This is a genomic window from Halomonas sp. ND22Bw, assembly GCF_003011945.1.
GTDB lineage: Bacteria > Pseudomonadota > Gammaproteobacteria > Pseudomonadales > Halomonadaceae > Halomonas > Halomonas halophila.
On record NZ_PXWD01000013.1, the window covers coordinates 1 to 12,129 of the forward strand.

The window sequence follows — 12,129 nt, forward strand, 5'->3', positions numbered from 1 at the left end:
TCTATAACCCACGGGGGGCACTATGGCCACTTTGCTTTTCAGCGGCCGACTGTCAGGTAAATACCGTCACACCTCATACAATGTGCGGCCGCTTCGCTCTCTATAGCCCATATCCCAAGCTCTCCCAGGCTCTGCGCTTGCCGCTGGAGCCGGGAGAGCTGATGCCCCGCTACAACGTGGCGCCGGGCACCTGGATCACCGCGGTACGCCATCCCAGCGATGAGGCGCCGCTGGTGATGGACGAGGTGTGGTGGGGCTGCCGGCCGCACTGGGCGAAGGAGAAGGCGCCCGAGCCGATCAATGCCACCGTCGAGAAAGTGGCCACCTCCAACTACTTCAAAGGGGCTTTCGCCCATCACCGCTGCCTGGTGCCGGCGGATGGCTGGTACGAGTGGCTGCCGGTGGACGGAAAGAAGCAGCCGCACTTCCTGTGCCGCGAGGACCGCGAGCCGATCTGGCTGGCGGGCATCTGGAGCCAGCGGCCGGACGGCACGCCCGGCTGCGCGATCCTCACCGAGCCGGCCCGCGGCGTGGCGGCGGAGATCCACTCGCGCATGCCGCTGGTCCTGGACGCCGAGAGCCTCGAGCCCTGGCTCGATTCCCACCTGACCGACCGCGAGACGATCCGCCACGTCGTCCATCACATGCCCGCCGAGCATCTGACTCAGTGGCCGGTGAGTACGCGCGTGAACCGCCCCACTCAGGACGGTGCGGAACTGATCGCGCCCGTCGACTGAATTGCCTCGGATCTCCTGGACGCATTGAGTTCAATGTCGCCCGCCGTTCGTCCTCCATGGATGACAGGTCAGGCTCTGGCCGATCTGAAACTGCTCGGCAACGCGGTCCAGTCGAGGCGGGCGGTTTGACCTTTGGGTGGCACAAGGGTTCTAGGCTAGGAAATTCATGGAAGCCATGGCCGAAGCGCCTGGCCATGAATGCCACACGCGCGAATGCCTGTCAGGCACTGAAGGAGGTGAATGCCCATGAACAGCGTCTCATCGGCGTCTTCCGCACCGCACCAGACGGCCCGTGTCTACCGCATGAAGACGGACGAGCACCTGTGTCCGTTTGGGCTGAAGACCGTGGATCTGCTCAAGCGCAAGGGCTATCGGGTCGAGGATCACCCCCTCGCCTCGCGGGACGCGATCGAGGAATTCAAGGAGAAGGCCGGTGTCGATACCACGCCCCAGGTCTATATCGGCGAGGAGCGCGTGGGAGGCTATGAGGAGGTTCGCGCCCACCTTGGCATGAGCGTGCCCGGCGAGAAGGAGACCACCTATCAGCCGGTCATCGCCATCTTCGCGATTTCCTTGCTGATCGGCCTGGCGGTGAGCTGGGCGGCCAGTGGCACTCTGGTATCGCCACGCATGCCCGAGTATGCGGTTGCCACCGCCATGGTGCTGCTGGGGCTCCAGAAGCTGCAGGATGTCGAAAGCTTCAGCACCATGTTCCTCAACTATGACCTGCTCGCCCAGCGCCATGTCCCTTACGGCTACGTCTACCCCTTCGCCGAGGCCCTGGCCGGTATCCTGATGCTGGCAGGCGCCCTGATCTGGCTCGCGGCGCCACTGGCGCTGTTCATCGGCACGGTAGGGGCCGTGTCGGTCTTCAAGGCCGTCTACATCGACAAGCGGGAGCTCAAGTGCGCCTGCGTGGGCGGCAACAGCAACGTGCCCCTGGGCTTCGTCTCCTTGACCGAGAACCTGGTCATGATGGGCATGGGGCTCTGGATGCCGCTGAAACAGCTCATCCTGTGAATGATACGGAGGCGGATGGCCGAGTCCTCGGATCATACACCCGAATACCAAGAGGCTAACCCGACGCCGGCGGGCGCGGTTATCTCGGGCACGAGGGCATGATCGGGGCCGGCAGCTTCGCCCTGAGCGGCCAGGTGACACCGAGCTTCGGCGCGCTTCAGGCGTCGCCGAGCTGGAGCGACTACCCGGAGATCAGCCGTGCCCCTGGCGGTACCTGATATCGCAGCTCATGGCACGGGCCGGGCGGTGGCTGCTGGCCGGCGGGCCGGTCCGGATACCAGATGCGGCACTCACCGGGCGGTGGCTGGTGGCCGCTGGGCACAGGGGTTCCGTACCGGTGATAGCCATCGTCGCGATGCCGATCCTCGTATCCTCCATAGCCACCGTATCCGTCTGCGTACGCCACGCAGCCTGCCAGCGTTCCCAGCAGCCCCAGTGCGGCGCCAATCCTCGCGATTCTGATCATGACGTCCTCGGTGGGGAAGTGAAGCGACGGTCATTCTAGCCACCGTGGCAGGCAGGGCTGGCTCTCCACGGGTTCTTTCACGATATTGCCTCCAGCTGTTGCCTTTTTGCCACAGGGGCATCCCGGCAATGTCGGTTAACTTGCAGGTGACACTTGCCGCCGCACATCGCCGGGAGAGTTACCATGCGTTTTCCTCATATGCTGCTGTTCATCATTGCCCTGGCGAGCCTGGTGGGATGCAGCTATCAGCCTGCCCGGATCAGCTCGGTACCGGCCATCATCATCGATGACGGATACCATCGCGACCGTCATAGAGAGGATCGTGACTGGGATGACGATGACCGCTGGGAGCGAAGGAGAGAGTGGGAACGGGAGCGTCTCGGGGAGGCGCGCGAACGCCGGGAGGAGCGTCGTGAACGTGAGCGCCGGGAGGAGGCCAGGGAGCGTCAAAGAGAGCGCTGGGAAGAGGCGCACGAGCGATGGGATTGACCGCGCTTGCGCGATGACGGCTGGGGCGGCTGACTGGCTGAGGGAGGTCCGGTGCCGCCGTTGAGCCTCCGGTTTGCCTGTTTGGCCCCTCCATGAGTAGCCTTTCCGTATACGGCCTGCCGGCGCCTCCGAGGCTCATGCTGCATGATCCTGCGCGTTTCCTTCCCGAATATCCTGCTGTCGTGCGGTTTGCGCTCGATGCTGACGGCCATGGTGCTGCCGTTCTTGCTCTCCACCGGCGCCATGGCGTCGTCGGGGCCGCCGCCGACCATCGAGAGCGTCGCCATGCTGGACGATCCGGGAGGGCAGTGGCAGGCAAAGGAGCTGGTCGGCCGGGAGGATGTCTTCCGGCCGGTCGAGACGAGGGCTGACCTGAGCGTCGGCTACACCGGGTATCCGGTCTGGCTGCGGTTGCGAATCTCGGGCGGGGCGCATGGCGCGAGCGAGGCCGTGCTGCGTTTCGTCTATCCGCTGCTGGAGCACGTCTCGCTCTATCGGGTGCAAGGCGGTGCGATCGTGGACGCATGGCAGAGCGGGCTGGTGGTGCCGTCCGAGCGGCGAGCGGTGGCGCATCGCCTGCCTTCCTTTCCGTTGAACCTCGAGGCCGGCGAGACCGCCACGTTGCTGGCGCGGGTGGAAAGCGCCGGCAGCATGGCGCTCGGCGTCGAACTGCTGAGCCTCGAGGCCTTCCGGGTCGCCAACGACCGGGAGATGTTCTGGCTGTCGGCCTACGTCGGCCTGCTGGTGGCGCTGGGCGCCTACAATCTGCTGCTGTTCGTCGGGCTGCAGGAGCGCGTGTTCCTGCTCTATGCGCTGTTCGTCGGCAGCTTCTGCGTGGCGGTCATCACCGCCAATGGCCTCGGGCCGCTGCTGCTGTGGGGCGGACTGGGCGAGGCGACGGTTCGCTTCGTCACCTTAGGGTTCACGCTCTCGGCGGCGCTGGGCACGCTCTTCGCCCAGCAGTTCCTGCGTACCCGGCATTTCGCGCCGGGCTGGCATCGCGCCCTGCGCTGGCTGCTGATGGCGTGCCTGGCGGGCATGATCGGCGCCGTCCTTCTGCCGCGCCGCGGGGCCCTGCAGCTGATGGACGTGGTCGGACTGGTGACCTGCCTGTCGCTGCTGGCCTGTGCCGTCACCTGCGCCTACCGCCGCGTACCGGGCGCTAGGCTGTTCGTGCTGGCCTGGGCCTTCCTGCTGGTGGGCGCGTCGATCTTCGCCCTGCGCAACCTGGGCATCATTCCCTCGAACGCCTTCACGCTGTACGGCATCCAGGCGGGATCGGCGCTGGAGATGCTGCTGCTGTCCTTCGCCCTGGCGGCGCGCTTCAACACGCTCAAGCGCCAGAAGGAGAAGGCCCAGGCGCAGCTGGTGGCGTCGCTGAAGACCCAGGAATCGATCCTCGAGAAGCGTGTCGCCGAGCGCACCGCGGAGCTCGAGGAGATGGCCCGCCAGGACACCCTGACCGGGCTGTTGAACCGCACCGGCCTGGCCGATCGCGCGGCGGCGGCCTGGGGGCGCCGCGAGAAGAACGGCAGCCCGCTGGCGGTGCTGATGCTGGATCTCGACGACTTCAAGCCGATCAACGACCGGTACGGCCACGCCACGGGCGACAGCGTCATCCAGGTCATTGCCGGGCGGCTGCGCCACCAGATACGCCAGCACGATCACTGCGCCCGCATCGGCGGCGATGAATTCCTGGTGCTGTGTGAGGACCTGAGCGGCCCCGAGGAGGTCGAGGCGCTGAAGCAGCGCCTCGATGCCGCGATCCACCAGCCGATCCGGCTCTCGGACGACACGGCACTGCGGGTCGGGGTCAGCATCGGCATCGGCTTCGATGCCTCCGGCACCCAGGACCTCGAGTCGCTGATGCGCCGCGCGGACGCGGCGATGTATGCCAGCAAGCGTGACGAGCGGCGGTGCGCCGAAGGCTCGTGATGGCCGGCCGGAGAAAGCGATGCTTAACGAGCGTGGTCCGAGAGGCCGATCAGTCGGTCGGTGCGCTGGGCGCTGAGCCGCTGGATCAGCCGCCGCAGTCGACGTCGTTGCCGCCAGGACGCGAGGCGCTTGGTGTCCCAGCTCGCCGGCGTCAGGGCACACTGATCCCCGCGATCCTCGAGCCGGAAACGCCGCTCGGCGCCGACCGGCATGTCCTCTGGCCCGTAGATGCCGATGAGCCGGATCGTCAGGCTGTGCAGCACCAGATCATCCGCCGGGCGATGGCCGGCCATCTCGATGCCCTCCAGCTCGGCGATGCTGTGGATCAGCCCGGAAAAGGTGCCGATGTGCAGGAAATCGCCCGAGTCCAGCGGCCCCTGTCGGGTGTCATGCCGTCCGGCACTCGGGTCGTGGCGCCGCTCGGGGGGAGACCCGTCGTGCGTGGTCGTGTCGCCCCGCGTCTCGTCACCTTCGCTGTACTGCTGCTCGCGATCGGTCACGTCCACGGTGATGGTGCCCCGCGAGGTCTCGAGGTCGGCGACGATGTACTCGAGGAAGATCGATTCGGCGCTCATGTTGCTGATGATGCAAAGGGCATCGATGTCGCGTTTCTTGCCGCGGTTGATCAACAGCCTGGGGCGCCGCTGTCGGCGAAAGCCCCAGTAGAGCAGCTGCGCATACACCAGCCAGATGGCCAGCGTGACCAGGTTGATGAAGACGACCAGCACGTCCCGGTGCTGCGCTAACCATTCGAACATGACGTTCCCTGTCGTTGCCTCGCGGATCGCTCCCCAGCCTAAAGCAAAAGCCCCGGCGCTGTCCGGGGAGCCGACTCAATGATCGTGGTTCTCGTGGCCATCGTCGTGGTTCGTCGTGTTCTGGGCCGACATGCCACTCATGTCGCCATGCTCGTGATCGTGGCCGTCGTCGGCCGTGGTTGAGCCGGGCGCGGGGGCGGTGTCGTCATGGTGCTCGGTCATGGCGCTCGTGTCGCCATGCTCATGATCGTGGCCGTCGTTGGCCGTGGCGGAGCCGGGCGCGGGGGCGGTGTCGTCATGGTGCTCGGTCATGGCACTCATGTCGCCGTGTTCGTGATCGTGGCCGTCGTCGGCCGGGGACACGTCGCGCGAGGCGGCTGCCATGCTCGGACCGTCATCCCGCAGCAGTGCGTCGTACTGCTGCTCGGAGAGCGAGGGCATCTCCTGCAGAAAGGCGACCAGTTCCCACAGCTCCTGGTCTTCATGGGTGGCGCCCCAGCTGGGCATGCCGGTCATCTTGATGCCGTTCTCGATGATCCAGAACTGTTCCTTGGGAGTGGCGTCACCGGGTTGGGTCAGATCTGGCGGCATGGGATTGAGGCCCTGGCGCAGCACGGTGTCATCCATGCCAGGCTTCAGGTGGCAGGCCGCGCACAGCGACTCGTAGGCGCTTGCGCCCTGGCGGATCATCGCTGCGTCCGTCAGGTCGGGCGTCTCGATGGACTCGGCGCGAGCGTCCACGGACTGGCGCATGGTGGTGTGCAATGCCCATTCGACGACGGGCAGGTGCTCCTCCTGCGCGGAGACGTTGTAGACGCCACTGTAGACGAAGGCGCCGGCGCCGAGGGCGACCGAGACGCCGCCGATGAAGAGTCCGTGCCAGGCTTTCATTGTCAGGCTCCTGGAGTGGTGGGAAGGCGCGGGAAGGTCAGGCTGGTGGCAAAGGCTGAAATGGTGCTGAATCCCGGGCGACCATGATGCCTTGTCAGTACCACAGACGCAGCCCGGCCACGACGCCAGTGTCTTCCGTGCTGCCGCCGTCGGCGCGGGCGAAGTCGGCCGTGTCGCCGTAGCGCTTCTCCCAGTAGACGCCGACGTAGGGCGCGAACTTGCGGGTGATCTCGTGGCGCAGGCGCAGTCCGGTGCGCAGGTGATTCAGCCCCTCGCCGATGCCGAGCCGCGGCACCTCGTCGGCGGCCAGCGCGACTTCCACCCGCGGCTGCAGGAAGGTGCGCTGGGTCAGCCTGAGGTCATATTCGCCCTCGAGGCTGGCCGAGACATCGCCCTCGTCGCTGACCCTGAGGTCGAGCTCGGTCTCGATGCGGTAGGGGGCGAGCCCCTGCAGGGCGACGACGCCGAAATAGCGCTCATCATGGTCGTCGGTGGCGATGCCGCCCTGATAGCCGACACCGCCCTGAAGCTCCCAGAAAGGCGCGATCAGGCGGCTGTAGAGCAGGTCGAGGCTCTCGAGTTCGGCGTCCTCGCCGTCGCCCTGGACGTTCTCGCCCTCCGCCTGGAGGTAGACACGGTTGACGTCGCCGCCGTACCAGGCGCTGACGTCCCAGACCAGGGCATCGTCGCCCTCGTCGGGCATGGCGTACTCGAGGCGGTCGACGATCAGCGCGCCGTGGAGGTGCTCGACGACCGGCGACGGCCAGTCCACCGGGGCCCGGTAGCCGTCCTGCGCCTCGGCGATGCCGGTCAAGGTGGCGGCGCCGACAGCGACGCCCAGGGCAATGTGATAGCGTTTCATGAGCCTTCCTTACGCGACGTTGACGACCCGGAACATGCCGGCATCCATGTGATAGAGCAGGTGACAGTGGAACGCCCAGCTGCCCTCGGCATCGGCGGTGATCAGCGCCGAGACGCGCTCGCCGGGCTTGACGTTCAGGGTGTGCTTGCGAGGAATCAGCTCACCGGCGCCGTTCTCCAGTTCCATCCACATGCCGTGCAGGTGGATGGGGTGCTCCATCATGGTGTCGTTGACCAGGATCAGCCGCAGGCGCTCATCCTTCTCGAAGTGGATCGGCCCGTCGACCTCACTGAACTTCTTGCCGTCGAAGGACCACATGTAGCGCTCCATGTTGCCGGTCAGGTGAAGCTCCAGCTCGCGGCCGGGGGGGCGGCGGTCCGGCCAGGGATGCCGTGCCTTGAGGTCGCGATAGACCAGCACGCGGCGCGTCTCGGGGTCGAGGCCGATCCCCGGATGGTCGAGGCGCGAGCCGGCCACGGCCGTGCCGGGAGGCTGATGGCCCGCGCTCGAGGCCATCGTGCCGGCGGCCATGGCGCCGTGTGAGGCGTCATCGTGCACCTGGGCGGCCATGCGCGCGCCGGCGCCGGCCTCATGTGCCATTCCGTGCTGGGCCATGCCGCCGTGATTCATGCCGCTCATCGAGGCGGCGGTCATGCCCGAGGTGGCGGCGGCCGGCTCGGCCATCGCGGCGTCGTTCGCGTGCCCCATTCCCGCATGATCCGTGGCAGCGCCCGCGCCGGCCATGCCGCTGTGCTCCATGCCCGGCATCTCGCTCTGCGACATGTCCATGCCGCCGTGGCCGCCCATGGCCTCCATGCCGCGGTCGACGATGCGGCGCCGCTCGGGCAGGGGAGCGGTCATGCCCAGCCGCGGCGCCAGGGTGGCGCAGGCGTAGCCGCTGCGGTCCATGGACTCGGCGAACAGGGTATAGGCGGTGTTCGTCTCGGGCGTCACCAGCACGTCGTAGGTCTCGGCGATGCCGATGCGGAATTCCTCGACCGGCACCGGCTGGACCGGCTGGCCGTCGGCGGCCACCACCGTCATGGTGAGGCCGGGGATGCGCACGTCGAAGTAGGTCATCGCCGAGCCGTTGATGACCCGCAGCCGCTGGGTCTCGCCGGGCTTGAACAGTGCCGTCCAGTTCTGTTCCGGCGACTGGCCGTTCATCAGGTAGGTGTAGGTGCTGCCGGTGACGTCGGCGATGTCCCGGGAGCTCATGCGCATCCGCGCCCACATGGCGCGCTCGGCGGCGGTATCGCCCAGGCCTTGGCGGCGGACGTCGGCGATCAGGTCGGCGACGGTGCGCTGCTGATAGTTGTAGTAGCCCTCGGCGGTCTTCAGGTGGCGAAAGATCGTGCTCGGTTCCTCGAAGCTCCAGTCGGTCAGCAGCAGCACGTGCTCGCGGTCGTAGTGGAACGGCTCCGGCTCGGCGGCATCGATGATCAGCGGCCCGGCGTGGCCGAGCTGCTCCTGCAGCCCCGAGTGGCTGTGATACCAGTAGGTGCCGTTCTGGCGCACCGGGAAGCGATAGCTGAAGGTCTCGCCCGGGGCGATGCCGGCGAAGCTGACGCCGGGTACACCGTCCATCTCCGGCGGCAGGATCAGGCCGTGCCAGTGGATCGAGGTGGGCTCGTCCATCAGGTTGGTGACCCGCAGCACCGCGTCGTCACCCTCGCGCAGGCGCAGCAGCGGCCCCGGGCTGGTGCCGTTGATGGTGATCGGGCGAGCGTCGCGGCCGGCCACGGCGCCGGACTCGCGGCGAACGGCCAGCGAGATCTCGGGTCCACGCTCGATGCCCTGCGGATAGGCCGCCGTCTGGCCCCAGGGGGAGGCCCAGGCTGGGGCGTTGCCCAGCCCCAGAGCGAGAGAGCCGACTCCCAGGGCGCTGGCGCCCTTGAGGAGCTGGCGCCGGGTCAGGGAAGTCCCTGGGGACGTGGTCGCCGTCATGCGTGATGCCTCCCGAAGCGATGTAAGGCATCGAGGATGATCGGCTCAGCTGAATCCTGGCTGAATCGGGACGTCGTGCGGTGGCACGCGAATCGTGACCCTGAGCCCCTTTCCGGGCGGTGAATGGAAGTCGACCCTGCCGCCGTAGTGGTCGAGCAACTGGATCAGGATCGAGAGCCCCAGGCCGTGGCCCGGACGGCCCTGATCGAGTCGTTGGCCGCGCTCTCCCAGCCGGTCGAGCCGATCCTCGGGCACGCCGGGGCCGTCGTCCTCGATCTCCAGCCACAGGCCGTCGTCGAGGTGAGCGCGCACGGCGATGCGATGCCGGGCCCACTTGCCGGCGTTATCCAGCACGATGCCGGCCATTTCCATGAAGTCCTGCCGTTCCATCGCCAGGTTGACCGCCGCGTCGGGCATCGCCTGCACGTCGAAGTGCTTGTCGGGGTAGAGGCTTCGGAACATGTCCAGCAGAGCGGAGAGGTCCCGCTGCGGCCGGGTGTGCTGGCCGGAGTCGGTGCCGGCGATGCGCGAACGGCGCAGTTCGGCGTCGAGCTGGGCCTGGATGTCCTCCAGGCGGGTCAGGATCTTGGCCCGGCGCGAGGCATCGATGGGCCGATTGCCGCGCATGGCCTGCATGACCGCGGCCAGCGGTGTCTTCAGGGCGTGGGAAAGATCGGCCACGGCGTGGCGCGAGCGCTGTAGGCGGCCGTCCTGGGCATCCATGAAGCGGTTGAGCTGCGTGACCAGAGTCTCGAGCTCGCTGGGCACCGTCAGCTGCAGTCGCGAACGCCGCCCCTGTCGCAGCTCGTCGATCTGCTGCTGCAGCTGCGCGATGGGGCGAAGGCCGGCTCGCACTGCCAGCAGGTTCAGGACGATCAGCAGCAGCAGGATCAGGCCGGCGATGATGCCGATCCACCAGTGGAGGCGGCTCAGCCCGGATTCGACACGCCCGAATCCTTCGCCGACCAGCAGTACGCCCTCGTGGCCGTCCAGCGTGAAGGCTTGGCGATAGACCAGCAGGTGGCTGCCTCGTGCCTTCACGTCGTGCAGCGCCCTGTTATTTGATGCCAGCAAGGGGGCGAGGGCGTCGAGCCAGTCCGGATGTGAGGTGGTGATCTCGCCGTCGAGCTCCAGCACATATAGGTGGTGGAAGACCCGCGCTGTCAGACTGGACGACGAGCCGAGCGGTGGACGCTGGTCCGGTGCCTGGCGTAGCTGTTCCAGGGTGTAGTCGGCTTCCTCGCGCAGCCGGTCGCCGAGGAAGTCCCGGGCCAGGTCACGTAGCAGGATGCCATGGAGCAGCCAGGTCACGGCCATCACCACCAGCGCGCCGCCGCCCAGCCAGATCAGCAGGCGCGTCTTGAGGCTGCGTCGATCAGGACGAGGCAAGCAGATACCCCTGGCCACGCCGGGTCTGGATGACGTCGCGGCCGAGTCGGCGGCGCAGGCGGCCGATGTAGACCTCGACCAGATTGGGCGCCGGGGCGTCCTGCTCCAGGGTGTAGAGCTGGTCGAGCAGTCGCGACTTGGAGTGTACGCGGTCGGGGTGATGCATCAGGTAGCGCAGCAGCCGGAACTCGGTGGCGGTCAGGGTCTGCCAGGTCTCGCCATCGGTACTGACCCGCTGTTGATACTCGTCGAGGTGCAGGCCGGCGACCGACAGCAGCTGGCCGGTGTGGCCGCGTTGGCGTCTGAGCAGGGCGTGGAGCCTGGCCAGCAGCTCTTCCTCGTGGAAGGGCTTGGTCAGGTAGTCGTCGGCGCCGCGGCGCAGGCCATCGACCTTGTCTTCCCAGGTGTCGCGGGCGGTGAGTGCCAGTACCGGGTGCCGGTGGCCCCGGGCGCGCCAGCGTTCGAGCAGCTCGAGGCCGGAGCCGTCGGGCAGTCCGATGTCGAGGATGATGAGGCCGTATTCCTCGGTCTGCATCAGGGCATCGGCCTGGTGCAGACGGGGGGCAATGTCGACGAGATAGCCGTCGTCTCCGAGGGCCTCTGCCAGGCTCTCGGCCAGCAGGTCATCGTCTTCGACGAGCAGCAGTTTCATGGCATTCCTCGGTGTTGGCTTTCCCAGGCTGGCAGGACACAGCACGACGCCGCCCCGGCGGCAGGGCGGCCGACCCTTCATACCCCGGCACGCTGAATGGCCGCTGAAAGGACGGTGTGACTCGTCCGCGCGATGTCGCCATGGCTGACCCGGTGGTTCAACGAGCGTCGCCTCGGTGTCTGCCATGTCCTACGTGCCGTGGCGTCGATGCCATGCGGCCGGAAGCCGGGCGGAGCGTCATTATGGAGTCATGGCGTGCACTCGGCCACCAGGGCCGGGGCAGGTCGGGCCATGGACGGCCCGCGCATGCCAGGGGCTCGGTGAGCGCCCGGCGGTGCCCGTACCCCCTGCGGGCAGCCGCCAAGTCTCATTGTTCCGACGTGATCGAGACGTCACTTTTCCCTGCTTGGCCCCCCTCGTGGGGGCATTTTTTGGCGTGGACCACGTTTGGGGTGAGCCGCGCGCCGTGTCGCCGGCGCTATGCCCCGGTGCGGCGGCCGGCCGGCGGGGAGGGCAGATGCGCCACCCACTCCAGGGCGTCGGGCTTGTGGCGGTGGGTGAAGGTGCGGATCTCCATCGACTTGAACAGATGATTCTCCAGCCGTGTCAGGTGGCGCACCCAATGCTTGTCGCTGAGCACCGCGGCGCGATAGTAGCGGTTGAGATCGCCGATCTGGGTCAGGCCGTAGCCGAGGTCGCGCAGGAAGGCGGTGAAGGTCATCCAGCGCATCTCGTCGATCTCGGCGTAGAGACTGATACGGGGCTGGGTCTTCTTGGTCGCCTCGATGGCATCGATGGCCACCTGAAGGTCCGGCGCGGTGACGCGGCCGCTGACCTTCATCGCCACCACGTGATCGGCCCCCGAGGGCAGGAGTTCAAGCATGATCGGGCCTCCCTGGCTCTGGCTGGGATGGTCGTGTCTTACCCTGAGCATAGTCGCTGGCGAGGCGAAAGGCCGTGGCTCGGCGCCGAAAGGCAGCGAA

General features: G+C 67.3%; 11 protein-coding genes. 4 read left to right on the top strand and 7 right to left on the bottom strand.

All coding sequences use genetic code 11. The annotated features are described in order from the left end of the window. Positions 1-80 precede the first annotated feature (80 nt). From CVH10_RS14385 to CVH10_RS14400, 4 genes are all read left to right on the top strand, one after another. On the top strand, positions 81-737 hold the full coding sequence (locus tag CVH10_RS14385; protein ID WP_106489047.1) for an SOS response-associated peptidase: 657 nt from the start codon (positions 81-83) through the stop codon (positions 735-737). Positions 738-983: 246 nt separating this feature from the next. Next, positions 984-1,757 carry a glutaredoxin gene (locus CVH10_RS14390; protein WP_200880077.1) on the top strand — a complete coding sequence of 258 codons (774 nt, stop codon included), beginning with the start codon at positions 984-986 and terminating at the stop codon, positions 1,755-1,757. A 649-nt stretch (positions 1,758-2,406) separates the two neighbouring features. Beyond that, a complete protein-coding gene (locus CVH10_RS14395) occupies positions 2,407-2,712 on the top strand; it encodes a hypothetical protein (RefSeq protein ID WP_146142936.1) in 306 nt (101 codons plus the stop codon). Between the two features lie 144 nt (positions 2,713-2,856). Further along, a complete protein-coding gene (locus CVH10_RS14400) occupies positions 2,857-4,647 on the top strand; it encodes a diguanylate cyclase (protein ID WP_106489049.1) in 1,791 nt (596 codons plus the stop codon). A 23-nt stretch (positions 4,648-4,670) separates the two neighbouring features. Here the strand turns inward: CVH10_RS14400 and CVH10_RS14405 are convergent, their stop codons facing one another. The 7 genes from CVH10_RS14405 to CVH10_RS14435 all read right to left on the bottom strand — a co-directional run bounded on the left by CVH10_RS14405 (position 4,671) and on the right by CVH10_RS14435 (position 12,029). Then, on the bottom strand, positions 4,671-5,405 hold the full coding sequence (locus CVH10_RS14405; RefSeq protein WP_106489050.1) for a hypothetical protein: 735 nt from the start codon (positions 5,403-5,405) through the stop codon (positions 4,671-4,673). Between the two features lie 75 nt (positions 5,406-5,480). Then, positions 5,481-6,296: a cytochrome c gene (locus CVH10_RS14410; RefSeq protein WP_106489051.1), complete on the bottom strand. Its 816-nt coding sequence runs from the start codon at positions 6,294-6,296 to the stop codon at positions 5,481-5,483. 94 nt (positions 6,297-6,390) lie between these two features. Then, positions 6,391-7,158 (bottom strand): copper resistance protein B, encoded by a 768-nt coding sequence (locus CVH10_RS14415; protein WP_106489052.1) that lies wholly within the window; start codon positions 7,156-7,158, stop codon positions 6,391-6,393. A gap of 9 nt (positions 7,159-7,167) precedes the next feature. Then, the gene (locus tag CVH10_RS14420) at positions 7,168-9,105 is read right to left on the bottom strand and encodes a copper resistance system multicopper oxidase (protein ID WP_106489053.1); all 1,938 of its coding nucleotides are present in this window, start codon (positions 9,103-9,105) and stop codon (positions 7,168-7,170) included. A gap of 45 nt (positions 9,106-9,150) precedes the next feature. Continuing rightward, positions 9,151-10,494, bottom strand: a complete 1,344-nt coding sequence (locus CVH10_RS14425) for an ATP-binding protein (RefSeq protein WP_369335810.1) — start codon at positions 10,492-10,494, stop codon at positions 9,151-9,153. Beyond that, on the bottom strand, positions 10,481-11,146 hold the full coding sequence (locus CVH10_RS14430; RefSeq protein ID WP_035595133.1) for a response regulator: 666 nt from the start codon (positions 11,144-11,146) through the stop codon (positions 10,481-10,483). Before CVH10_RS14430 ends, CVH10_RS14425 begins: the two co-directional genes overlap by 14 nt. Positions 11,147-11,624: 478 nt before the next feature. Beyond that, a complete protein-coding gene (locus CVH10_RS14435) occupies positions 11,625-12,029 on the bottom strand; it encodes an STAS/SEC14 domain-containing protein (RefSeq protein WP_106489054.1) in 405 nt (134 codons plus the stop codon). Positions 12,030-12,129: the final 100 nt, after the last annotated feature.